Source organism: Streptomyces sp. NPDC036815, from assembly GCF_055609205.1.
The window spans coordinates 772,540-796,332 of the sequence record NZ_JBVJPW010000001.1; the positions used below are offsets into that span (position 1 = coordinate 772,540).

At 73.2% G+C, this 23,793-nt stretch carries 20 protein-coding genes; 12 read left to right on the forward strand and 8 right to left on the reverse strand.

Features of this window, described 5'->3' with window-relative positions:
* Window positions 1-17 precede the first annotated feature (17 nt).
* Window positions 18-623 (reverse strand): hypothetical protein, encoded by a 606-nt coding sequence (locus tag ACZ69I_RS03405; protein ID WP_467668517.1) that lies wholly within the window; start codon window positions 621-623, stop codon window positions 18-20.
* 79 nt (window positions 624-702) lie between these two features.
* Here ACZ69I_RS03405 and ACZ69I_RS03410 point away from each other — a divergent pair, with 79 nt between their 5' ends.
* The 3 genes from ACZ69I_RS03410 (at window position 703) to ACZ69I_RS03420 (ending at window position 2,779) form a co-directional block, all read left to right on the forward strand.
* Complete coding sequence (locus ACZ69I_RS03410; RefSeq protein WP_470830339.1) at window positions 703-1,794, forward strand: sialidase family protein; 1,092 nt, start codon at window positions 703-705, stop codon at window positions 1,792-1,794.
* A 9-nt stretch (window positions 1,795-1,803) separates the two neighbouring features.
* A complete protein-coding gene (npdG, locus tag ACZ69I_RS03415; RefSeq protein ID WP_467668513.1) occupies window positions 1,804-2,508 on the forward strand; it encodes an NADPH-dependent F420 reductase in 705 nt (234 codons plus the stop codon).
* A 73-nt stretch (window positions 2,509-2,581) separates the two neighbouring features.
* Complete coding sequence (locus ACZ69I_RS03420; RefSeq protein ID WP_467668511.1) at window positions 2,582-2,779, forward strand: hypothetical protein; 198 nt, start codon at window positions 2,582-2,584, stop codon at window positions 2,777-2,779.
* Here ACZ69I_RS03420 and ACZ69I_RS03425 read toward each other — a convergent pair.
* Window positions 2,769-3,578 carry a site-2 protease family protein gene (locus tag ACZ69I_RS03425; protein ID WP_467668509.1) on the reverse strand — a complete coding sequence of 270 codons (810 nt, stop codon included), beginning with the start codon at window positions 3,576-3,578 and terminating at the stop codon, window positions 2,769-2,771. The genes ACZ69I_RS03420 and ACZ69I_RS03425 overlap by 11 nt on opposite strands.
* A gap of 115 nt (window positions 3,579-3,693) precedes the next feature.
* Between ACZ69I_RS03425 and ACZ69I_RS03430 the strand changes: the two genes are divergently transcribed.
* Both ACZ69I_RS03430 and ACZ69I_RS03435 read left to right on the forward strand, forming a co-directional pair.
* Window positions 3,694-4,182, forward strand: a complete 489-nt coding sequence (locus ACZ69I_RS03430) for a DUF6578 domain-containing protein (protein ID WP_470830340.1) — start codon at window positions 3,694-3,696, stop codon at window positions 4,180-4,182.
* A 55-nt stretch (window positions 4,183-4,237) separates the two neighbouring features.
* Window positions 4,238-7,519, forward strand: coding sequence for an ATP-binding protein (locus ACZ69I_RS03435; protein ID WP_470830341.1), 3,282 nt, complete (start codon window positions 4,238-4,240; stop codon window positions 7,517-7,519).
* A gap of 8 nt (window positions 7,520-7,527) precedes the next feature.
* On the opposite strand, the gene ACZ69I_RS03440 is transcribed toward ACZ69I_RS03435, so the two are convergent.
* From ACZ69I_RS03440 to panB, 3 genes are all read right to left on the reverse strand, one after another.
* A complete protein-coding gene (locus ACZ69I_RS03440; protein WP_470830342.1) occupies window positions 7,528-8,355 on the reverse strand; it encodes an ABC transporter permease in 828 nt (275 codons plus the stop codon).
* Window positions 8,352-9,380, reverse strand: a complete 1,029-nt coding sequence (locus tag ACZ69I_RS03445; RefSeq protein WP_470830343.1) for an ATP-binding cassette domain-containing protein — start codon at window positions 9,378-9,380, stop codon at window positions 8,352-8,354. The genes ACZ69I_RS03440 and ACZ69I_RS03445 overlap by 4 nt, the downstream gene beginning before the upstream one ends.
* A gap of 939 nt (window positions 9,381-10,319) precedes the next feature.
* Complete coding sequence (gene panB / locus ACZ69I_RS03450) at window positions 10,320-11,201, reverse strand: 3-methyl-2-oxobutanoate hydroxymethyltransferase (protein WP_467668499.1); 882 nt, start codon at window positions 11,199-11,201, stop codon at window positions 10,320-10,322.
* Between the two features lie 292 nt (window positions 11,202-11,493).
* On the opposite strand from panB, the gene ACZ69I_RS03455 reads away from it, so the two are divergent.
* From ACZ69I_RS03455 to ACZ69I_RS03470, 4 genes are all read left to right on the forward strand, one after another.
* Window positions 11,494-13,092 (forward strand): MFS transporter, encoded by a 1,599-nt coding sequence (locus ACZ69I_RS03455; protein ID WP_470830344.1) that lies wholly within the window; start codon window positions 11,494-11,496, stop codon window positions 13,090-13,092.
* A 67-nt stretch (window positions 13,093-13,159) separates the two neighbouring features.
* Window positions 13,160-13,792 (forward strand): TetR/AcrR family transcriptional regulator, encoded by a 633-nt coding sequence (locus ACZ69I_RS03460; RefSeq protein WP_467670751.1) that lies wholly within the window; start codon window positions 13,160-13,162, stop codon window positions 13,790-13,792.
* 231 nt (window positions 13,793-14,023) lie between these two features.
* Window positions 14,024-15,052: an endonuclease/exonuclease/phosphatase family protein gene (locus ACZ69I_RS03465; protein WP_470830345.1), complete on the forward strand. Its 1,029-nt coding sequence runs from the start codon at window positions 14,024-14,026 to the stop codon at window positions 15,050-15,052.
* Window positions 15,053-15,188: 136 nt separating this feature from the next.
* A complete protein-coding gene (locus ACZ69I_RS03470) occupies window positions 15,189-16,403 on the forward strand; it encodes an MFS transporter (RefSeq protein WP_467668493.1) in 1,215 nt (404 codons plus the stop codon).
* Window positions 16,404-16,464: 61 nt separating this feature from the next.
* Here ACZ69I_RS03470 and ACZ69I_RS03475 read toward each other — a convergent pair whose 3' ends face one another.
* From ACZ69I_RS03475 to ACZ69I_RS03485, 3 genes are all read right to left on the reverse strand, one after another.
* Complete coding sequence (locus tag ACZ69I_RS03475; protein ID WP_470830346.1) at window positions 16,465-18,225, reverse strand: NAD+ synthase; 1,761 nt, start codon at window positions 18,223-18,225, stop codon at window positions 16,465-16,467.
* Window positions 18,226-18,315: 90 nt separating this feature from the next.
* Complete coding sequence (locus tag ACZ69I_RS03480) at window positions 18,316-19,980, reverse strand: multicopper oxidase family protein (RefSeq protein WP_470830347.1); 1,665 nt, start codon at window positions 19,978-19,980, stop codon at window positions 18,316-18,318.
* Between the two features lie 134 nt (window positions 19,981-20,114).
* Window positions 20,115-20,630, reverse strand: a complete 516-nt coding sequence (locus ACZ69I_RS03485; protein WP_470830348.1) for a hypothetical protein — start codon at window positions 20,628-20,630, stop codon at window positions 20,115-20,117.
* A gap of 70 nt (window positions 20,631-20,700) precedes the next feature.
* Here ACZ69I_RS03485 and ACZ69I_RS03490 point away from each other — a divergent pair, with 70 nt between their 5' ends.
* The 3 genes from ACZ69I_RS03490 to ACZ69I_RS03500 are packed head-to-tail and all read left to right on the forward strand — an operon-like array spanning window position 20,701 to window position 23,775.
* Complete coding sequence (locus ACZ69I_RS03490) at window positions 20,701-22,167, forward strand: APC family permease (RefSeq protein WP_470830349.1); 1,467 nt, start codon at window positions 20,701-20,703, stop codon at window positions 22,165-22,167.
* Between the two features lie 43 nt (window positions 22,168-22,210).
* Complete coding sequence (locus tag ACZ69I_RS03495) at window positions 22,211-22,960, forward strand: DUF998 domain-containing protein (protein ID WP_470830350.1); 750 nt, start codon at window positions 22,211-22,213, stop codon at window positions 22,958-22,960.
* Window positions 22,957-23,775 carry an alpha/beta fold hydrolase gene (locus ACZ69I_RS03500; protein ID WP_467668481.1) on the forward strand — a complete coding sequence of 273 codons (819 nt, stop codon included), beginning with the start codon at window positions 22,957-22,959 and terminating at the stop codon, window positions 23,773-23,775. The genes ACZ69I_RS03495 and ACZ69I_RS03500 overlap by 4 nt, the downstream gene beginning before the upstream one ends.
* The last annotated feature ends 18 nt before the right edge of the window (window positions 23,776-23,793 follow it).

The following is a 23,793-nucleotide window of genomic DNA, read 5'->3' on the forward strand; positions in this document are numbered from 1 at the left end:
GCGGGCAACCGAATTTCTCACCACCGCGTGGGCGGCGGCGACGTCAGCTGGTCGGCGAGCCGGGACAGCCGGTCGCGCAGCCGCCGGGGGCCGCGGGCCTGCGGCAGCGCGTTCTCCCCGGCCGCCGCGCTGACCAGGTGCTGGACCGTGTCGAGGTCGAGGTCGGGCGTCGTCTCGGGGACCGCGAGCGCCTCGTGCGAGAGGGCGCCGAGGTCCCGGTCCCCGGAGCCGAGCGCGAGCACCGTCGCGCCCGCCCGCCGCGCGTCGTGAACCCGGGTCAGGAGCTCCGGGTCCGGCGCGTCCGGTGCCACCACGAGCAGCGTCTCGCCGCGCCGCGCGGCCTCGATCCGGCCGAGTCCGGTCGACAGGTGGGCCGGTTCCGTGCCGAGGACCCGGTGCCGGACGAGCGTCGGGGTGAGCTCCGGCGTGCCCGACCAGGCCGCCTCGTCCACCAGGTGCGCGGCCAGGTGCCACGGTTCGTACGCCGCCGTGCCGACGAGCAGCAGCCCGCCGCCGTGCGGCACGACGGAGGACCGCAGCGTCCCCGCGAAGCGGCGGGTGGCGCCGAGCCACTCGGTCCCGGCGAGCACTTCGCGCAGCAGCGCGACCCGTACGGCGTCCATGGCGTCGCATCCTGCCCCAACATGCCACTCGTCACCCGGCGTTCACGGGGAATTCCCCCGAGGTGGGGAAGGGCGGGGGATGACCGCTGAGACATCCGTTCCCTTTCGCGCGGGCCGAGAGGGATACGCGAGCTTCCGCATCCCCGCCGTCGTGGTGACCCCGTCCGGCACCGTCCTCGCCTTCTGCGAGGGCCGCGTCGGCTCCCAGGCCGACTACGGCACGATCGACATCGTCCTCAGACGCTCCGTCGACGGCGGCCGCACCTGGGGCCCGCTCCAGATCGTCGGCAAGAACGGCGACGGCCTCGCGGGCAACCCCGCCCCCGTCGTCCTCGACACCGGACGCGTCCTGCTCGTCCAGGTCAGGAACGCCGCCGGGGCCACCGAGGACGCCATCCGCCGCGGCACCGTCCCCGCGGCCGACGGGCGCCGCGTCTGGCTCCAGCACAGCGACGACGACGGCCTCACCTGGACGGCGCCGCGCGAGATCACCGGCCAGGTGAAGCGGGCGGCCTGGCGGTGGTACGCGACGACGCCCGGCCACGCCGTGCGGCTGACGACGGGGCGCGTGGTGGTTCCCGCCAACCACTCCCTGCCGCCCACCGGCGCCGACAACGGCACCGAGGGAAAGTACAACGGCGGGCACTGCCTGCTCAGCGACGATTCCGGCGAGACCTGGCGCATCGGCTACGTCGACGACAACACCGACGGCTACATCAACGTCAACGAGACCACGGCCGCCGAACTCCCCGACGGCCGCCTCTACTTCAACACCCGCAACGACTCCCCGGCACCCGGCAACCGCGCCGACGCCCACTCCTCCGACGGCGGCGAGAGCCTCCTCAAGCCCTTCCGCCCGCAGGCCTCCCTCACCGGCCCCGTCGTCGAGGGCAGCGTCCTGCAGCTGCGCGACCCCGACCTGCTCCTCTTCTCCGGACCCGCCGACCCCGGCTTCCGCGCCCTGATGACGGTGCGCGGCTCCGTCGACGGCGGCACCACCTGGCGCACCCTCCACACGGTCGACGGGCTTCCGGCCGCGTACTCCGACCTCGTGCGGGTCGACGGGGAGAGCGTCGGACTCCTCTACGAGACAGGGGACTTCAGCGCGTACGAGACGGTCTCCTTCCGGCGGATACCGGTGGCGGACCTCGCGGGGGCGAGCGGTGAGTAAGGTCGCCCCATGACCTCTACAGACAGTGCGCAGAAGGCCCCCGCCAAGGACCCCTGGGAGCTTCCCGACGTGTCGGGCCTCGTCGTCGGCGTCCTCGGCGGGACCGGCGACCAGGGGCGCGGCCTCGCCTACCGCCTGGCCCGCGCGGGCCAGAAGGTGATCATCGGTTCCCGCGCGGCCGAGCGGGCGCGGACCGCCGCCGACGAGCTGGGCCTCGGCGTCGAGGGCGCCGAGAACGCGGAGTGCGCGCGGCGCAGCGACATCGTGATCGTCGCCGTGCCGTGGGACGGCCACGGCAAGACCCTCGAAGCGCTGCGCGAGGAGCTGGCGGGCAAGCTCGTCGTCGACTGCGTGAACCCGCTCGGCTTCGACAAGAAGGGCGCGTACGCCCTGAAGCCCGAGGAGGGCAGCGCCGCCGAGCAGGCCGCCGCCCTGCTGCCGGACTCCCGCGTCACCGCCGCCTTCCACCACCTCTCGGCCGTCCTGCTCCAGGACCCGGCCGTCGAGGAGATCGACACCGACGTCATGGTCCTCGGCGAGAAGCGCGCCGACACCGACCTCGTGCAGGCGCTCGCCGCCCGCATCCCGGGCATGCGCGGCATCTTCGCGGGCCGCCTCCGCAACGCCCACCAGGTCGAGTCCCTCGTCGCCAACCTGATCTCCGTCAACCGCCGCTACAAGGCGCACGCCGGGCTGCGCGTCACCGACGTATAGCCGCCGTGGGGCATGGGGGACACTGGACGGGCAGTACGCATCCGCACGCTTCACCCGACAGGAGCCGACCCCCATGCCCCGCCTCGCCGTGTACGCCCTCGTCGTCTGCGCCCTCGCCGTCGCCGCCGCCGTGATCTCCTTCGTGCAGGGCAGCTGGCTCGGCATCGTGTGGGTCCTGCTCGCGGGCCTGTCCTCGAACATGGCCTGGTTCTACCTGCGGCGCGCCAAGGCCGAGCGGGACGCACCGCGCGGCGCGGCGCTCAGGAACTGAGCCCCAGCGCGGGCGGGACCTCCTGCGACCCGTCCCAGAAGCGGTACAGCCGCTGGCCCCAGTAGGTGTCCCACTCGCTGACGCCGAGGCCGCGCAGGATCGCGTCGATCGCGTCGAAGAACGCGTGGTTGACCTCCGGGATCCACAGGACGGCGAAGACCGCGATGAGGCCGAACGGCGCGAACGGCTCCACCTGGCGGCGCACCCCGTGCGAGAGCCAGGGCTCGATCACGCCGTAGCCGTCCAGACCCGGGACGGGCAGCGAGTTCAGGATCGCCGCGGTCACCTGGAGCAGCGCGAGGAACGCGAGCGCGTAGCGGAACGCGTCCGGCACGCCGTCCAGGGCGCCGAGCCAGAACGGGGCCGTGCAGACCACCGCGAACAGCACGTTCGTCAGCGGGCCCGCCGCCGAGATCAGGCTGTGCTTCCAGCGGCCCCGGATCCTGCCCCGCTCGATGAAGACCGCGCCGCCGGGCAGCCCGATGCCGCCCATGATCACGAACAGGACGGGCAGCACGATGCTGAGCAGCGCGTGCGTGTACTTGAGCGGGTTGAGGGTCAGATAGCCCTTCGCGCCGATGGAGATGTCGCCGCCGTGCAGGGCGGTGCGCGCGTGCGCGTACTCGTGCAGGCAGAGCGAGACGATCCAGGCGGCGGTCACGAAGAGGAAGACGGCGACGCCGGGGTTGTCCGCGAAACCGGTCCAGGCGGCCCAGCCGGAGACCGCCGTCACGGCGGCGATCCCCAGGAAGACGGGGCTGATCCGCCGGTCGCTGCGGCGGATGGGGGCGGTGGTCATGGGGCGGGGCTCCTGGGGGTCCGACGGCCTTGCGTGCCCGACCGTATCCCGGCCGGATGGGGCGTACGGAGAAAACGTCTCGCACCGGACGGGGAGTTCCGGGGAGGCTGGGGGCATGACGCTGTGGAACGTGATGTACCAGGACTGGCAGATGGAATGCTGCGGCAAGCCGTTCCGGGTGGGGGACGAAGTGGTGTGGCCGCTCCGCGTCGACGTGGCCGAGCAGGGCCGCGAGTGGCGGTCCGAGCTCAGTGCGATCGAGGGCCCGGTGGAGTCGGCGGGCGGCGGCCCCGTGGTGCGGTCCGGCGGGGTGACGGTCCCCTGGACGGGCGACGGCGCGTGGCCTCCCCGCGTCGCTCTGCGGGGCCTGCTGACCGTGGAACGGCACGGAGACAAGTGGCCGGAGACGGCGGGCCTGGTCCGGGGCATCCAGATCGTCGAGCAGGGGTACGTGGCGGGGGAACGGGTGGCGGGGGAGCGGTGGTTGCGCCCGGTGGAGGCGTGCCCGAAGTGGTTCAAGCGGGCGGTGTCGACGGGGTCCCGCAAGGGCCGGGAGTACCGGAGGGACGAGACGGGGGTCCTTGTGTCACTGGAGGTGGCGTAGCCCCGCTGTGACGGACACCCATGCCCCCGCCCCGCCGTACAGGGACAATGAGTCAGTGCGATACCGCGTCCTCGGCTCGGCCCGAGCCACCCGCCCCGACGGAACCCCCGCCCCCGTCGGCGGCCCCCGCCTCCGCGCCCTCCTGACCGCCCTCGCCCTCCGCCCGGGCCACACCGTGCCCGCTCCCGCGCTGGTGGACGACGTGTGGACCGCGGGTCCCCCCGCCGACGCGACGGGTGCGCTGCAGGCGTTGGTCGGCCGGCTCCGCAGGGCCCTCGGCGCGGACGCCGTCGTCTCGGCGGACGGCGGGTACCGGCTCCGCGCGAGCCCGGACGACGTGGACGTGTTCCGGTTCGACCGCCTCGTGACCGACGCGGGCCGCGCCCTCGCGGACGCCGACCCGGCGAAGGCGGCCGCACTCCTGGACGACGCGCTCGCCCTGTGGACGGGCGAGCCCCTCGCCGACCTGCCGGAGCACACCGCGGAGGCGGCCCGCTGGCATGCCAGGCACCTCGACGCCCGCCGCGCGAGGATGGCCGCCGCCCTCGCCCTCGGGCAGGCCGAGCAGGCGCTGCCCGAGCTCGCCGAGCTCTGCGACGCGCACCCGCTCGACGAGCCGCTGCAGGCCCTGCGGCTGCGCGCGCTGCGGGACACGGGCCGCCCGGCGCAGGCCCTCGCCGCGTACGACGCCGTACGGCGAGACATCGCGGACCGGCTCGGCGTCGACCCGGGCCCCGAACTGCGCGCCCTGCACGGGGAGTTGCTACGGGAGCCCCCGCCACGCCCCCGCACGCCGGGGAACCTCCGGGCCAGGCTCACGTCCTTCGTCGGCCGCGAGGCCGACATCGACGCGCTGCGGGACGACCTCGCGCGCGCCCGGCTCGTCACGCTGCTCGGACCGGGCGGCGCAGGCAAGACACGGCTGTCGCAGGAGGTCGGCGAGGCGGTCGCCGCGAGCGTCCCCGACGGCGTGTGGCTCGCGGAGCTCGCGCCGGTCGAGGACCCCGCCGACGTACCCGAGGCCGTCCTCACCGCGCTCGGCGCCCGCGAGACCGTGCTGCGGGGCGCCGGCGCGGAGGAGCTGCGTGCCCTGTCGGAGCGGCACGGCGAGGACCCCGTCGCCCGGCTCGTCGAGCACTGTGCCGCGCGGCGCATGCTGATCGTCCTGGACAACTGCGAGCACGTCGTCGAGGCGGCCGCCCGCCTCGCCGACGAGCTCCTCGCCCGCTGTCCGGGCCTGACGGTCCTCGCGACCAGCCGCGAACCCCTCGGCGTACCGGGCGAGTCGCTGCGCCCCGTCGAGCCGCTGCCCGAGCCGGTCGCGCTGCGCCTCTTCGCCGACCGCGGCGCCGCCGCGCGGCCGGGGTTCACCGTCGACGGCGACCCGGCGGCGGCCGCCGAGATCTGCCGCCGCCTCGACGGCCTGCCGCTCGCCATCGAACTGGCCGCCGCCCGCCTGCGGATGCTCACCCCGCGCCAGATCGCCGACCGCCTCGACGACCGCTTCCGGCTCCTGACCAGCGGCGCCCGTACGGTGCTGCCCCGCCAGCAGACCCTGCGGGCCGTCGTCGACTGGTCCTGGGACCTCCTGGACGACGGGGAGCGTGCGGTGCTTCGCCGGCTCTCGGTCTTCGCCGGCGGCTGCGACCTGCGGGCGGCGGAAGAGGTGTGCGCGGCCGCCGGGAGCGCGCACGACGTGGCCGGTCTGCTGGGCTCGCTCGTCGACAAGTCCCTGGTCGTCGCGGCCCCTTCGCCGACGGCCGACGGCGGCATGCGCTACCGGCTGCTGGAAACCGTCGCGGAGTACGCGGGCGAGCGGCTCGACGAGGCGGGCGACCGGGCCGAGGCCGAGCGCGCCCACCTGGTGCACTACCGGGAGGTCGCGAGGACCACCGATCCCGAACTGCGCGGCAGGGGCCAGCACGCGGCCGGGGAGCGGCTCGAAGCCGAGTACGAGAACCTGCGCACCGCCCTGCGGCACGCGATCGCGGCGCGCGACGAGCAGGAGGCGCTCTGCCTCGTCCTCTCCCTCTGCTGGTACTGGCAGATCCGCGGTCTGCGCATGGAGACCCGCAACTGGTCGAGGGACGTCATGGCACTCGGCCCCGACCCCTTCGCCCCGCCCGTCGTTCCGGCGCCCCCGCTGTACGAGCCGTGCACGGCCGCGCCCCCGCCGATGAGCCCCGAGGTCCTGACGGAGGCCCGCCGCGGGGCGCACCTGCTCCACCTGGCCTGCATGGACATGGACGTGCAGGACTGGCAGTCGGCGGCCGCCGAGCAGAAACTGCGCGGCATCAGGGAGGCGTACCGTCCGGGGCTGCCGCAGACCTGCCGGACGCCCGGCAACCTCTGGTTCTTCGCGGTGATGCTCGGCGGCGACATGGAGCTGCTGCGCGTCACCATCGACGAGACCGTCGAGGCCTGCCGCGCGCTGGGTTACGAGTGGGAGCTCGCCGCCGCCCTGCAGATGCGCGCCAACATGCTCGCCAACCGCACCGACTGGTCGGGCGACGCCATCCGCGACGCGGACGAGGCGCTGCGCGGGTTCCAGGGCCTCGGCGACGTGTGGGGTGTCGCCGAGGCGCTCTCCGCGCGCGGCGAGGCGCGCGAGCGGCGCGGTGAACTGGCCCTGGCAGCACTGGACTTCAGGGCCGCCGTCGAGTACGCCGAACAGCTCGGCGCGCAGGCCCAGGTGGTCCTGCTCAAGGCCCGTCTCGGCTCGCTCCTGACGGACGCGCCGGAGCGGGCGGACGACTTCGCGCGGGGCGAGGCGATGCTGCGGGAGGTCATCGAGAACCCCGGCCGCCACCACGCGGGCGAGGCCGTGCCCGCCGCCCGGATCTTCCTCGCGGGCGCGCTCGGCCGCACCGGCCGCACCGGCGAGGCGCGCGAGCAACTGCGGCTCCTCCGCCTGGAGTTCAGCCCCATCGGCTACGCGGTGTTCGACAGTGCGGTGCTCGGCCTCACGGCCTGGCTCGACGCGCTGGACGGGCGGTACGCCGAGAGCGTCGCCGGTGTGGGCGCCGCCTTCGGAAAGGCCCTCGACCCGCTCTCGCGGATGGTCGCCCCGCAGATGGTCTCCGTCCATCTGTGGATCGCCGCTCTCGCCCTGTCCCGGGCCGCCGACGGCGCCCGCGCGGCCGACGCGGCGCGGCTCCTCGGCGTCGCCGACCGGGAGCTGCCGCCCGCGCACGTCGCGAACACGATGGAGCGGGGCATCCGCGAGGACGCCGAGCGGCTGTGCCGTGCGGTGCTCGGCGGCGCCGCGTACGCATCGGCGTACGCACAGGGCGGCGGCCTCACTCTGGAGGAGGCCGCCGCCCTGTGCGGCGCGTGAGGCGGTGATCAGTTCTTCGTACGGAACTTGTGGATCGCGATCGGCGCCATCACCAGCGTGAGCGCCACCGACCAGCCGACCGCCACCCACAGGTCGTGCGCGACCGGGCCGCCGACCATCAGGCCGCGCGCGGAGTCCGCGAGCGAGGAGAGCGGGTTGTAGTCGGTGAAGCCCTGCAGCCAGCCCGGCATCGACCGGGTCGGCGCGAAGATCGACGAGCCGAACTGCAGCGGCATCAGGACCAGGAAGCCCATCGCCTGGACGGACTGGGCGCTCTTCATCGAGACGCCGAGCACCAGGAAGATCCACATGATGGACGTGCCGAAGAGGGCGGAGAGGCCCACGGCGGCGAACAGGCCGCCCCAGTTGGTGATGTCGAAGCCCACCAGGACACCGACGATCATCATGATCGTCGTCGCGATGAGCAGCCGCATCAGCTCCACCACGATCTTGGCGAAGAGCACCGAACCCTGGCCGATCGGCAGGGTCCGGAAACGGTCCATGATGCCGTTCTGGAAGTCCTGGTTGAAGCCGGTGCCGACGGCCATGGCGATGTTCATGCTCATCATCGCCATCATGCCGGGCACCACGTACTGCACGTACTGGTCCTGACCGCCGCCGAGCGCCTGCCCGATGGAGCCGCCGAAGACGTACACGAACAGGAGGGTGAAGACGATCGGCATCAGGACCGCGTCGAACATCGACTCCGGGTCCTGCCGGATCCAGAGCAGATTGCGGCGGACCAGGGCGCTGGTGTGCCGGACGTGGCCGCGCAGTCCGATGCGGGCGTCGGCCTGCCCCGGCTTGAGGGGGGCCGCGAGAGTGGTGGCGCTCATACGGCGACCTCCTCGAGTTCGTTGTCGCTGGGGCGGGCGTCCTGCGGAGCACTGGCCTTCTGGCCGGTGATCGAGAGGAACACCTCGTCCAGGCTGGGCAGTTCGGTGGCTATGGAGCCGATCGTGATGCCGCGCGCGGTGACCGCGCCGACCACGGCCGTCAGCTGCTCGTCGCTGAGGATCGGCACCAGGACCGTGCCGGACTCGGCGTCCACCGTGGAGGTGGCGATGCCGGTCAGGCCGAGGTCGTCGAGCGCGTTCGCCAGCGGGTGCAGCTCCAGCGGGTCGGCCGGGCGGACCCGCAGGGTGCGGCCGCCGACCTTCGCCTTGAGCTCGTCGATGCCGCCGTTGGCGATGACCTTGCCGCGGTCGATGACGGTCAGCTCGGAGGCCAGCTGCTCGGCCTCCTCCATGTACTGGGTGGTGAGCAGCACCGTCACGCCGTCGCCGACCATGCGCTTGACCTCGGCCCACACCTCGTTGCGGGTGCGGGGGTCGAGGCCGGTCGTCGGCTCGTCCAGGTAGAGGACGGCCGGGCTGCCGATCATCGAGGCGGCGAGGTCGAGGCGGCGGCGCATACCGCCGGAGTAGGTGCTCGCGGGACGCTTGGCGGCCTCGGTGAGGGAGAACCGCTCGAGCAGACCGTCGGCGCGGGACCTGGACTCCTTGCGGGACAGGTCGAGCAGGCGCCCGATCATGTAGAGGTTCTCGCGCCCCGAGAGCTTCTCGTCCACCGACGCGTACTGGCCGGTGAGGCCGATCACGCGGCGCAGTTGGCGGGGCTGGCTCGCCACGTCGTACCCGGCGACCAGGGCCGTGCCCGCGTCCGGGGTGACGAGGGTGGAGAGGCAGCGTACGAGGGTCGTCTTGCCGGCGCCGTTGGGTCCGAGCACGCCGAGGACGGTGCCCTCGCGTACGTCGAGGTCCACGCCGTCCAGTGCCTTGGTCTCGCCGTAGTGCTTGACCAGTCCCCTTACGGTGACCGCGCTCCCTGCGCCGCCGGGGTTCACGTCGATTCGCTTCATGGCCCCAAGATGTCAGGTGCCACCGACAAACCACCGACATGCCGCCGACAGGCCCTTGCGGAGCTGGAGGGGGCGGTGTCCTGACCCGCCGCTCCGCGCCGGATACCTCCCCCTCATCCCGCACGGAACGGGACCGTAGGGGCCCCAATTCACCCATCGTTACGCCCGCATCGGATGGTCCTGTAGGAGCCCCAGCCCGCCGCTTCGCGCCGGATGTCTCCCACCCGCCCACCCGTTTACCCGGCACCGAATAGGCCTGTAGGGGCCGGCCCCGCCGCTCCGCGCCGGATGTCTCCCGCCCACCCGTTTACCCGGCACTGAATTGGCCTGTAGGAGCCCCGACCCGCCGCTCCGCGGCGGATGCTTCCCACCCACCCACCCGTTTACCCCGCACCGGATAGGCCTGTAGGGGCCCTGCCCCGCCGCTTCGCGGCGGATGTTTCCCGCCCGCCCACCCGTTTACCCCGCACCGAACGGGACCGTAGGGCCCCTACCTCCACCCTGCGTCGCCGGGCAAACGGGTGGGTGGGTGGGGAAGATCCGCCGCGAAGCGGCGGCCCTGAACCCACCCACCCCAAGGACGAGAAACAACCTGCCCCCACCCGCCCGAGGACGAGAGGCCACGTCGCCCCCGGCCCCCCAACCGCCCAGGGGCGAGAAAAGGCAGCCCGCCGACGGGGGAATCGACGGGCTGCCATGGTGCCGCGATGGTCAGAGGGGGCGGCCACCGATCCCGGCCCGCCCCACGGCCTCAGCGGACCGTCGCGACGGTCGGAGGGAGTGGCCACCGGTCCGGGCCCGCCCCCGCGGCCTCAGTGGACCGCCGTGGTGGTCGGAGGGGGGCGGCGGCCACCAATCCCCGCCCGCCCCACGGCCTCAGTGGACCGTCACGATGGTCGGAGGGGGGGCGGCCACCAATCCCCGCCCGCCCCCACGGCCTCAGTGAACCGCGTGTTCGGGCGCCGGGAACACCCCGCCCACCACGTCCTCCGCGAACGCCTTCGCCGCGCCGGTCATGACGCCCCGCAGGTCCGCGTACTGCTTGACGAAGCGCGGCATCTTCCCGCCGGTCAGGCCGAGCATGTCCGTCCAGACCAGGACCTGCGCGTCGCACGCGGCGCCCGCCCCGATCCCGACGGTCGGGATGTGCAGGGAGCGGGTGACCTCGGCGGCCAGTTCCTCGGGGACCAGCTCCAGGACGACCGCGAACGCGCCCGCGTCCTGCGCCGCCTTGGCGTCGTTCAGGAGGCGGTGGGCGGCCTCGTCGCCGCGGCCCTGCACGCGGTAGCCCATGGTGTTCACGGACTGCGGGGTGAGGCCCAGGTGGGACATGACGGGGATTCCGGACTGGACGAGCAACTCGGTCTGGGCCAGGGAGCGTTCGCCGCCCTCCAGCTTCACCGCGCCGACGCCCGCCTCCTTCACGAGCCGGGTGGCCGAGCGGAGCGCCTGGACGGGGCCCTCCTGGTACGAGCCGAACGGCAGGTCGCCGACGATCAGGGCACGCGAGGTGCCCCGTACGACCGCGGCCGACAGCATGGCGATCTCGTCGAGGGTGACGGGCACGGTCGTCTCGTAGCCGAGGTGGCAGTTGCCCGCCGAGTCGCCGACGAGCATTACGGGGATGCCCGCCTCGTCGAAGACGGACGCGGTCATCGCGTCGTAGGCGGTGAGCATGGGCCACTTCTCGCCGCGTTCCTTGGCGGCGTTGATGTCGCGCACAGTGATGCGCCGGGTTCCCTTGCCGCCGTACAGCGCCTTGCTGCTGTCGGGGCTCTGCGGGGCGTCGGCGCTCTTCTGGGCAGCCGAAAGCTGCGTCATCGCAACGGCTCCTTCTGTCATCTCGAGGCGCCCTGACGGCGTCCCCGGATCACCTCCATGGTCGCATCACGCACCGCTTCGGGGCTAGGGCCTGTGTCGGAAGTCCCGCCCGCCCCACGACGCCCGCCCTCCGGGCGGACGACGCGACTTCCGACCCAGGCCCTGGTACGGCGCTGGACAGGCCCTGGTACGGCGCTGGATGACGCCGTTCGGCAAAGTCTTGGTCAGCCGTTCGCCAAGGGATTTTCAATACGAGACGGTCTCGTATCGAAATAGGCCTACGCTGGTGGGCATGTCCTCCCCTGCCATGCCCACCCCGAGCCACGTACCGGAAGCCGTCCACCGGCGCCGCTGGGCGATCCTCGGGGCGCTGATGCTCAGCCTCCTGATCGTGGTGCTCGACAACTCGATCCTGAACGTCGCCATCAAGACGATCTCCACCCCCGAACCGACCGGCCTCGGCGCCACCCAGAGCGAGCTGGAGTGGGCGATCAACGCCTACACGCTCGTCTTCGCGGGTCTGCTCTTCACCGCCGGCCTGCTCGGCGACCGGCTCGGCCGCAAGAAAGTGCTGCTCGGCGGGCTCGTCGTCTTCGGCATCGGCTCGGCGCTCGCCGCGATGTCCGGCTCGCCCGTCCAGCTCATCGCGTTCCGCGCGGTGATGGGCCTGGGTGCCGCCTTCGTGATGCCGGCCACCCTCGCCGTCCTGATGAACGTCTTCGAGCGCGACGAACAGCCCAAGGCCATCGGCATCTGGGCGGGCGGCGTCGGCCTCGCCATCGCCATCGGCCCCATCACCGGCGGCGTGCTGCTCGACCACTTCTGGTGGGGCTCGGTCTTCCTGGTCAACGTGCCGATCGTGATCGTCGCCCTGGCCCTGATGGTCTGGCTCGTGCCCGACTCGCGCGACCCCGCGCCCGGCCGCATCGACCTCTTCGGCGTCGCGCTCTCCGTGGTCGGCCTGGTCCTGCTCGTCTACGGCATCATCAAGGGCGGCCAGCTCGCCGACTTCACCGACCCGGCCGTCGTCGGGACCGTCGTCGCGGGCCTCGCCGTACTCGCCGCCTTCGTGCTGTACGAGAAGCGCAGCGACCATCCCTCCATCGACATCGCCTACTTCAAGAACCGGGTCTTCTCGGCGGCGATCTGCGCCATAGCGCTCGTCTTCTTCGCGCTCATGGGCGTGACCTTCTTCTCGGTCTTCTACACCCAGAGCGTGCGGGGCTACTCGCCGCTGCAGACCGGTCTGCTGATGCTGCCGCTGGCCGTGGCGCAGCTCGTCTTCGCGCCGCGCGCCCGGCTCGTCGTCGACCGCTTCGGCGTCCGGGCCGTGTGCACCGGCGGGCTGCTCCTGGTGGCCGCGACCCTGACCGCCTTCACCCTCTTCGAGTCCGACACGCCGATCTGGCTCCTCGAAGTCGTCTTCTTCCTGATGGGCACCGGCATGGCGCACATCATGACCCCCACCAGTGTCGTGATCATGCAGGCCCTGCCGCGCGAGAAGGCCGGCTCCGCGTCCGCGCTCAGCAACACCTTCCGGCAGGTCGGCGGCGCCCTCGGCATCGCCGTACTCGGCTCCGTGCTCTCCACGGCGTACCGGGGCGGTGTCGAGGACCAGCTGCACATGCTGCCCGAGGGCGTGCGGCACACCGCGGGCGAGTCCATCGAGGCGACCCTCGGTGTCGCCGCGAAGCTCGGCCCCAAGGGCGAGCCCCTGGTGGCGGCAGCCAACGACTCGTTCCTGCACGCCATGCACGTCACGGCGCTGTGCGGCGCGGGCGTCGCCGTGCTCGGCGCGCTGATCGTCTTCCTCTTCCTGCCGGGGCGCCCACCCCGCGACGAGGGCCCGCAGCAGGAGAAGGCCGAACCGGTGGGAACCGCCGGGCGCTGAGGCTCTCAGGCAGAATCGCCCCGGCAGCCGACGCGAGCGAGGGAGAGACGACGTGGTCCACAAGGGCGTGCGGGTCGCGGAGCAGGGCGACACCGCCGAGAGGGTGCCCGCCGCCCGGGCCGGCCGGGGGCGGCCCCGGAGCGAGGCCGTGGAGCAGGCGATCATCGAGGGCGTCCTCCAGCTCCTGGAGGACGGCGTCCCGCTCACCGAGCTCTCCATCGAGCGGATCGCCCGCACGGCCGGCGTCGGCAAGGCCACCATCTACCGGCGCTGGGACGGCCGGGAGGCCCTGTTCGTCGACGTCCTGCGCGTTTTCGAGGAGCCGGACCCCGAACTGCCGGGCACCTCGATGCGCGACGACCTCGTCTGCATCCTGGAGAGCCTGCGCCGCCGTGGCCTGACCATGCGCTCCTCGGCCCTGCTGCACAACGTCTTCGCGCAGATGAAGGCCCTGCCCAAGCTGGCGGAGGCGTACCAGGAGACGGTCGTCGCGCCCCGCCGCCGCCGGATACTCGACGTGCTGCGGCAGGGCGTCGCCGACGGCGAGCTGCGCGCGGACGTCGACGTGGAGACGGCCAACGACCTCTTCGTGGGCCCCATGCTGCTGCGCACGATCCTGCGGCCCGGCGCGCCGCTCGACGAGAACCTGGCGGAGCGGATCGTCGACACGGTCCTCGGCGGTCTTCGCGCCCCGAAGTGACGCGCGTGATGCCCGTGACGCCCGTGACGCGCCGGTGGGCGCCCTCGCACATATGCGCATTTCGTCACAGAGGGCGCTCTCCGTGGCCGATCAGGAACCTGCGTCGCCGCCCCGTTCGTCCTGGAGCCTGTACGGCCGTCGCGAGACGGCAGGGACGACACCCGATCATCGCCTAGGGTTTCAGGGGGCGGGACAGACGGTGTGCACGGCAGGCAGTGAGGCGACGACAGCATGGCGCAGGCGTACATGACGGAGACGGGCAGCGGCGGCTCGGGCCCCGAACGTCCGGGGTCCCGGCTCCGCCGCCTGCTCGACGGCTGGCGGGGCGACCCGGGCATCTGGCGGCGCGGACTGGTCACCACGGGTGTCGCGGTCCTCCTCGCGCTGGTGATGCTCTTCCACGCGCAGATCCCCAACAACGTGGGCAACCTCGGCAGTCTGACCGAGACCTTCCTGCCCTGGCTCGGCCTCTTCATCCCGGTGCTGCTGGTCATCGCGGTGGTCCGCAAGTCCGCCACCGCGCTGATCGCCCTGCTGCTGCCGCTGGTCATCTGGATCGACTCCTTCGGCGGCCTGATCACCGGCAAGTCGGCCACCGGCGGCGACCTGACGGTGGCCACGCACAACGTGAACGCGGACAACCCCGACCCGACCGGCACCGCCCAGGACGTCGCGGCCTCCGGCGCCGACGTGATCGCCCTGGAGGAGCTCACCGCGAACGCCGTCCCCACGTACGAGAAGGCCCTGGCCGGTACGTACAAGTACCACTCGGTCAAGGGCACCGTGGGGCTGTGGAGCAAGTACCCGCTGGCCGACACCGAGCCCGTCGACATCAAGCTGGGCTGGGTGCGCGCGATGCGCACCACGGTGCACACGCCCAAGGGCGACGTGGCCTTCTACGTGGCGCACCTGCCCTCGGTGCGCGTGAAGCTCGACGCGGGCTTCACCGCCAACCAGCGCGACAACAGCGCCGACGCGCTCGGCGAGGCCATCTCCGACGAGAAGCTCGGCAAGGTCGTCCTGCTCGGCGACCTCAACGGCACCATGAACGACCGCGCACTGAACGGCGTCACCGCGCAGCTGCGCTCCACGCAGGGCGCGGCGGGCGACGGCTTCGGCTTCAGCTGGCCCGCGTCGTTCCCGATGGCGCGCATCGACCAGATCATGGTCAAGGGCGTCGAGCCGGTCTCCTCCTGGACGCTGCCGAAGACGAGCAGCGACCACCTGCCGATCGCGGCGCGGGTCGACCTCTCGTCGTAACGTCCGCGTCGCCCACTCTTTCCGGCCGCACGGAATACTCGGTGGACGCGGCTTTGTTCCGTACGTGAACATACGGGGTTCCCCGCGCTGCCCGTCCCCCCCCGTTTCCCCCTGCTTCCGTGGAAGGTACTTCTTCATGCCCCTGGCCCTGCTCGCCCTCGCCGTGGGCGCCTTCGGCATCGGCACGACCGAGTTCGTGATGATGGGCCTGCTGCCCAACGTCGCCGACGACCTGCACATATCCATCCCGGTCGCCGGACACCTGGTCTCCGCGTACGCGCTCGGCGTCGTCATCGGCGCCCCGCTGCTCGCCGCCCTCACCGCGAAGCTCCCGCGCCGCCGCGTCCTGATCGGCCTGATGGTGCTCTTCGTGGTCGGCAACGCCCTGTCGGCCGCCGCCCCGGACTACCACCTGCTGATGGCCGCGCGCTTCCTCAGCGGCCTGCCGCACGGCGCCTTCTTCGGCGTCGGCGCGGTCGTCGCCACCGGCCTCGTCGGGCCCGAGCGCAAGGCGCGCTCCGTCTCCCTGATGTTCCTCGGCCTGACCGTCGCCAACGTCGTGGGCGTGCCGGTGGCCACCGCCATGGGACAGCAGCTCGGCTGGCGCGCCACCTTCCTCGCGGTGAGCGCGATCGGGCTCGCGGCCATCGCGGCGCTCGCCCTGCTCGTCCCCGCCGACCACGGCCACGGCGACGCGGTCGGCCTGCGCGGCGAGCTGCGGGCGCTGCGCAGCGTCCCGGTCTGGCTGGCGCTCGGCACCACCGTCGCGGGCTTCGGGGCGCTCTTCTCGGCGTACAGCTACATCACGCCCATGCTCACGGACGCGGCCGGCTACGCCGAGTCCAGCGTCACCCTGCTCCTGGCGCTGTTCGGCGTGGGCGCGACGGCGGGCAACCTGCTGGGCGGGCGCCTGGCCGACCACTCCCTGCGCGGCACGCTCTTCGGCGGGCTCATCGCGCTCGCGGTCGTCCTTGCCTTCTTCCCGCTGCTCATGAGCGCCGGGTGGAGCGCGCCGATCGCCGTCCTCCTGCTCGGCATGGCGGCGTTCACGACGGGTTCGCCGCTGCAGCTCATGGTCATGGAGAAGGCGGCCGCGGCCCCCTCGCTGGCCTCGTCCGCCAACCAGGGCGCGTTCAACCTCGCCAACGCGGGCGGTGCCTGGATCGGCGGTCTCGCCCTCGCGGCGGGCTTCGGCGTGACCTCACCGGCGGTGACCGGCGCGGTCCTCGCGGTGCTCGGCCTCGCGGTGGCGGGCCTGGCGTACGCGGTGGACCTGCGGCGTGGTCCCGTGCCGGGTCCGGAGCGGGTGGTGGCGTCGTCGCCCGAGCAGCGCGAGCCGGTCAGCCACTGACCCGGCTCCCGCCCATCCGCAGGGGCTCCTGCGGATGGGCGGGCTCCTCGTACCGGCACCCTCAGTCGGAGGCGGACTCGCGCCAGCGGTTGGTGATGGGCAGGCGGCGGTCCTTGCCGAAGCCCTTCGCGGAGATCTTCGTCCCCGGCGGGTACTGCCGCCGCTTGTACTCCGCGGTGTCGACCATCCGCAGCGTCTTGGTGACCAGTTCCCGGTCGTACCCCGCCGCCACGATCGCGTCGGCGCCCTGGTCCCGGTCGACGTAGAGCGCCAGGATCGCGTCCAGGACCGGGTAGTCCGGGAGCGAGTCCGTGTCGACCTGGTCCGGGCGGAGCTCGGCGCTCGGCGGCTTGCTGATGGAGTTCTCCGGGATCGGCGGCGTCTGCCCCCGCTCCCGCGCCGCGCGGTTGCGCCACTCCGCGAGCCGGAAGATCGCCGTCTTGTAGACGTCCTTGATGGGGCCGTACGCGCCGACGGAGTCGCCGTAGAGCGTCGAGTAGCCGACCGCGAGCTCGGACTTGTTGCCCGGCGCGAGAACGATGTGCCCCTCCTGGTTGGAGAGCGCCATCAGCATCGTGCCGCGCAGCCGCGACTGCAGGTTCTCCTCGGCGAGCCCGGTGAGCCCGAGGGACCCCATGTACGCGTCGAACATCGGCGCGATCGGTACGGTGCGGAAGTTCAGGCCGGTGCGCCGGGCCAGCTCCTCCGCGTCGCCGATGGAGTGGTCGGAGGAGTAGCGGGACGGCATGGCGACGCCGTACACGTTCTGCGCGCCGAGCGCGTCACAGGCGATGGCGGCGGTGAGCGCCGAGTCGATGCCTCCGGAGAGGCCGATCAGGACGCTGCTGAAACCGTTCTTCGCGGCGTACGCGCGCAGCCCCACCACGAGCGCCGAGTACACCTCCTCGTCGTCGTCCAGCCGCTCGGCGTACCCGCCGGTGAGCTCGCCCTCGTACGGGGCGAGGGGCTCCTGCGACAGCGTGACGTGCTCGATGCGCAGCCCGTCGTCCACGACGCCGGACGGCGGTACGGGCGCGGCGGCCGGCAGCTCCAGGTCGAGCACGACGCAGCCCTCGGAGAACTGCGGGGCGCGCGCGATGACCTCGCCGTCCTTGTCGACGACGATCGAGTCACCGTCGAAGACCAGCTCGTCCTGCCCGCCGATCATCGCGAGGTAGGCGGTGGTGCACCCGGCCTCCTGCGCGCGCTTGCGCACCAGCTCCAGGCGCTCGTCGTCCTTGTTCTGCTCGTACGGCGAGGCGTTGATGGAGAGCAGCAGCCCCGCCCCCGCGCTGCGGGTCGCCGGCACGCGGCCGCCGTCCTGCCAGAGGTCCTCGCAGATGGCGAGCGCCACGTCGACGCCGTGCACGCGCACGACCGGGAGGGTCTCGCCCGGCACGAAGTAGCGGAACTCGTCGAAGACGCCGTAGTTGGGGAGGTGGTGCTTGGAGTAGGTCAGGACGGCCTCGCCGCGGTGCAGCACCGCGCCCGCGTTGCGCGGGGCGCCGGCGGGCTGGCCGAACTTCGGCTTGGCCTCCTCGGTGCGGTCGAGGTAGCCGACGACGACCGGCAGCTCCCCGAACCCCTCGTCCCGCAGCCGCACGGCGAGCGCGCGCAGCGCCTCCCGCGAGGCCTGGACGAAGGACGAGCGCAGGGCGAGGTCCTCGACGGGATAGCCGGTCAGCACCATCTCGGGGAACGCGACGAGATGCGCTCCCTGCTCGGCGGAGTGCCGGGTCCAGTGGACGATCGCCTCGGCGTTCCCGGCGAGATCGCCGACGGTCGAGTCGATCTGATTCAGAGCGAGGCGTAGTTGAGGCACGCGGCCCAGTGTAATCGTCAGAGCGACGCGATGCCCTGCGGGACGGTTCGGGGCGCCCCGCGCGAGGCGCCCCGTGCCGACCGCGCGGGGCTAGCGGCGGTAGCCGAGCACCGTCATCATCCCCGCCTCCGCGTGGTAGACGTTGTGGCAGTGGATCATCCACAGGCCCGGATTGTCCGCCTCGAAGTCCACCGACAGGGTGCCGTTCGGCAGGACGATCGCGGTGTCCTTGCGGGGGCCGTCCGCCACGTCGGCCAGGGTGAAGGTGTGGCCGTGGAGGTGGACGGGGTGCCACATCGCGGTCGCGTTGGCGAAGGTGAGGCGGACCCGCTCGCCCGCGCGGACGGGGTGGCGCCGGCCGGGGGAGTAGGGCTTCTCGTCGAACGCCCAGTCGTACGCGGCCATGCCGCCCGTCAGCCGGAGCTCGATCGTGCGGTCGGGCCTGCGCGCGGGCAGGGCGACGGACGCGTGCGCCTTGAGCCGGTCCGCGGTGAGGAGGCGGCCCGTCAGCTCCCTGGGCCGGGCCGACGCGGACGGCGCGGCCCCGCCCCCCGTGCGCAGCAGCGCGAGGCCCGCCGCCTTCTTGCCCTCGGCCAGCGCGGTCAGCGGGAAGACGCCGTCCTTGGCGGTCACCAGTACGTCGTACCGCTCGCCCATGCCCAGGAGCAGCGCGTCCGTCTTCGCGTGCCGCACGGGGGAGCCGTCCGTGTGCGTCACCGTCATCTCGTGGCCGCCGAGGGCCACGCGGTAGGCCGTGTCGCCGCCCGCGTTGATGACGCGCAGGCGGATGCGGTCGCCGGGGCGGGCGCGGAACTGCGAAGGCGCCGTCGCCGTACGGCCATTGACGAGGTGGTACGGGTGGGCGACGTCGCCCGCGTCGCCGCCGAGCAGGTCGCTCCTGGCGCCCATCATCATCCGGGACGGGCCGCGGGAACCGGCGGAGCCGGAGGGGCGCTCCGGGCTCGGGGAGCGGTCCGTGCGCAGTGACATGCCCGACATGTCATGGCCGCCGTGGCCCTTGTCGTGGCCGCCGCCACCGCCGTGGTCGGCCATCCCCTTGCTGAGCTCCGCGAGCACGCCGTCCGGTGTCGAGCCGTCCACCCCGTCGACCCAGTCGTCGAGGACGACCACCCACTCCTTGTCGTACCGCAGGGGCTCCTTCGGGTCGTCGACGATCAAGGGGGCGTACAGGCCGCGGTCCTGCTGGGTGCCGGAGTGCGGGTGCAACCAGTACGTCCCCGGGTCCGGCACCGCGAAGCGGTAGGTGAAGTCCGCTCCGGGGGCGATGTCCTTCTGGGTGAGGCCGGGGACGCCGTCCATGTCGTTGCGCAGGGCGATGCCGTGCCAGTGCAGGGACGTGGACCGAGGGAGGTGGTTGGCGAGGGTGAGGGCGAGGGTGTCGCCCGCGGTGACCCGGACCTCCTTGCCGGGCAGCCGGTCGCCGTACGCCCAGGTCCTGACCGTGGGGCCGCCGAGGTCGAGCCGGGTCCGCGCGGCCGTCAGCCTGACCTCGCGGACCCGGCCGCCGCCCCGGGCGCGCCTCTTCTCGGCGGCCGCGACCTCCTGGCCCGCCGGGTCCACATAGCCCTCGGGGCCGGGAGCGCCGCCCCGGCCGTGACCGCCGTCACCGCCGTGACCGTTGTGGCTGCCCGGCGTGGAGCCGGAACACGCCGTCAGGATTCCCGTCCCGGCGAAGGCCGCGGCCGCGCCGAGCACGGTGCGGCGGGCAGGGGTGTGCGGAGCTTCTTTACGCATGACTGAGTGACACCTCGTCCGATGTGGTGCGTGCAGATGGTGCGTCTGCTGCTTCCGGTACACCGCTCGGCCCCGTGGGCTCCCACGGGAGCGGCACGGGTTTCGCGGGCAGCGCGAAGCAGCCGGTGCGCGGCCTAGATGCGCAGCACGGACAGGCGGGCGAGGAGTATCCGGAGCGGGGGCGGTGCGGGCCGTGGGGCGTGCCGGGGGTGGCCGGACGCGGGCGGGTGGGCGAGGGTGCCGCCCGGCCGCAGCAGGCCGGCCCGTACCAGCAGGAGGAGGGTGAAGGCGCCGAGGACCGCCAGGCACACGGACAGCGGATCCATGCTCATTCCGCCGTGCGGCCCAGGGGCGGAGGTGGCCGTCACCGTGGCGGTGGCGGCGTCGTGCCCGGCCGGACGGAGCGCCGCGGCAGGCATGGCATCGTGCGGGGCGGCGGGCACCGCGCCCATGCCGTGCCGCATCGGCCCCGACGAGGAGGCGGACCGCGACACGCTTTCGGGTCCCGACACGACGGTGGCCCCGCCCCCGTGGCCGCTCCCATGGCCCCCCGAAGGGTGCCCCAGCGTATGCATGGTCACGATCCCGAGGAGCAGCGCGGCGAGCAGCAGCAACTGCCCGTGTCCCGTGCGGCTCCGCGTCCTCGCCATGCGGGGAACCCTACCCCCAGTGGGTATCCGGCGACGTGCGGGCCCCCCGCTCTCCGACGATCATGAGCGCATGACGAGTAAGGACGAACCGGTCCATACCGGCGAAGCGCCGCTCCCGGAGCCGGACCCCGCCATCCCGCGCCAGTTCATCTCCTGGGTGACGCTCGCCCTCATGACCACGGCGTCCGTGGCCAGCCTGCGCCCCTCGCCGTCGATGGCCATCTACGGACTGGCCGCCGTCTTCCTCTACCTCCTACCCGCCGTGGTCTTCCTGCTTCCCACCGCCCTCGTCGGCGCGGAGCTCGCCTCCGGGTGGTCCGGCGGCATCTACCGGTGGGTCAGCGAGGCGCTGGGCAAGCCGCTCGGGTTCGTCGCCGTGTGGTGCCAGTTCGCCATGACCATCGCGTACTACCCGAGCCTGCTGGCCTACGTGGCCTCGACGTTCGCGTACGTCATCCACCCGAGCCTCGCCGAGAACGGCCCCTACGTGGCGCTCGTCATCGTCGTCATCTACTGGACGGGCGTCTGGGTCACGTGCCGGGGCACCAGAACGGTCGCCGGGCTCTCCTCCCTGGGGCTGATCATCGGCACCCTCGTCCCCGGCGTCGTCCTCGTCGTCCTCGGCATCGTCTTCCTGGGGCAGGGCAACGCGTCCGCCGCGCCGATGAGCCCCGACCACTGGCTGCCCCCGTGGACCGGCCTCGCCAGCCTGGTCCTCATCGTCAACAACTTCCTCTCCTACGCGGGCATGGAGATGAACGGCGTCCACGTGTCGTCGCTGCGCCACCCCCGCGCCGAGTACCCGCGCTCGATCTTCCTGGCCACCGGCCTCGTCCTGCTGATCTTCATCCTTCCGGCGCTGGCCATCAGCTGGGTCATGCCGTCGGAGGAGCTCAGCCTCACCGCCGGTCTGATGCAGGCCTTCCAGGCGTTCTTCGACCACTTCCACGTCGGCTGGCTGACGAAGGTCGTCGGCGTCATGCTCGTGATGGCGGCGCTCGGCGGCATGCTCACCTGGCTCGCGGGGCCCGCCAAGGGGCTGGTGACGCTGGCCCGGCAGGAGGGCTACCTGCCGCCCTTCCTGCAGAAGTTCAACAAGGCGGGCGTCCCCCGCAACATCATGGTCGCGCAGGGCGTCGTCACCACCCTGATCGGCGTCCTCTACGCCTTCAGCTCCGACGTCTCCAGCGCGTACTGGATGTTCTCCGTCATCACCGTGCAGATCTACCTCATCGCGTACCTGCTGATGTTCGTGGCCGTCGTGCGGCTGCGGTCCTCACAGCCCGAGGTCGAGCGGGGCTTCGTGGTGCCCGCCGTGACGCTCGTCGCGACCGTCGGGTTCGTCGCCTCGCTCGCCGCGCTCGCGATCGGCTTCGTGCCGCCCGACCAGTTCGGCAAGGGCCCGTTGTGGCGCTATCTGCTGATCGTCGGCGGCGGTCTGCTCGTCCTCGGTGTGCTGGCGCCCGCGGCCTTCCTCAAGTACCGCAAACCCGGCTGGATCCACCCCGAGCATCGGTCTGCCCATGTGCCCGAATAGCGTCTCCCACCCGGCATCGCCCCCGACGACGGCAACCGCGCCCGTGGCCCCGCAGCAACCGCCCCCGCGGCGCCGGGCACCGCGGCCCGCCCTGGTCCGTGTCCTGGCGGCCCTCCTGCTGGCCGGCGCCCTCGCGTACACCACCTGGGTGAGCGAGATCGTCCTGCCGACCGGGCTCTCGCCCCGCACGGTGTACGTCAGCGCCCTCGCCGCCGAGGACCAGCCCTACGGCACGTTCTTCCGCGCCGCCGACCTCCTCGCGGGCCTCCTCGTCCTCGCGGGCGCGGCGGGCGCGTTGCTCTGGATGCCGCGCCGGGGGCGGTGGGCCGTGGCGGGCTGGGCCGGGATCGCGCTGTTCGGGGCGGCCACCGCGGCCGACTCGCGGCTGCCGCTGCACTGCGTGGCGACCGCCGACGCCGGGTGCCTCGCGCGGGAGCGGGCGGGCGACGTCCCCTGGACGCACTCCGCGCACGTGGTCAGCAGCGGTCTGGCCGCCACCGCGGCCGTGATCGGCATGGTGCTGCTCACGGCCGTCGCGCGCCGGCACGCCGCCGCGTGGCCCTCGCTCGCGCGCACCGGCCCGGCCGTCGTCGCCCTCGAACTGGCCGCCACCTGCTGGACGCTGGCCTCCATCGCCGCGTTCGAGGCCGGGCGGGGCACGTGGGGCCTGGGCATCGGCCAGCGGCTTCAGGTGTTGTTCATCGCGGTGTGGCTGGTGGTCCTCGCGCGGTCGCTGGTGACGGGCGCGGAGCCGCCCGCACCGGAGCCCTCCCCGGAGGCCGCGCGGGGATGACCTTCGTACGCGTCGGGGGAGTGCCGCACCACGTCACGGTGACCGGGCGCGGGCCCGTGTGCGTGCTGAGCGCCGGACTGGGGCTCGGCTGGTTCGACTGGGACCCGGTGGTGCCCCTCCTCGCCCCGCACCGGACGGTGGTCCGCTTCGACCGGCCGGGCGCCGGACTCAGCGGGCACGCGCGCGTGGCGCCCACTCCGCGGGGCGAGGCGGAGCGGATCCTGCGGGTCCTGGACGCCGTCCTCGACGGGGCGCGGCGCGGCGGGGAGCGGGCGACGGTGGTCGGCCACTCGCTCGCCGGGTTCCACGCGGAGGCGTTCGCGCGGCTGTATCCGGGGCGTACGGCGGGGCTCGTGCTCGTCGACTCCAGTGTGGAGGAGCGGCCGCGGGTGCTCGTGCCGCGCGGGGCGCGGGTGGCGGGCACGCGCGCGTGCGGGGCGCTGCTGCGCGCGACGGGGCTGCCGAGGGCGGTGGGGCCCGCGCTGCGGAGGCTGGCGGCGCCGACGCCCTGGGCGTGGCTCTACGGAGGCAGCCGGGTGTGGCGGGGCGCCCTCGTGGAGTACGCGACGTACGGCGACGCGGCACGTGAACTCGCCGCGCTGCGGCGGGCCCTGCCGCTGCCCGAGGAGGTGCCGGTGACGGTGCTCGCCGCGTACGGCGGGGGCTCGCGGCGGTGGCTGGAACGCCAGCGGGAGCTGGCCGCGGGTCTGGGCGGGACGTACCGCGTGGCGCGGCCGTCCGGTCACCTGGTGATGCGGGACCGCCCCGAGGACGTGGCGGAGGCGGTCCTGGCGGGGGCGCGGGACCCGTCCTGACGCCCGGCACCGGCCCGC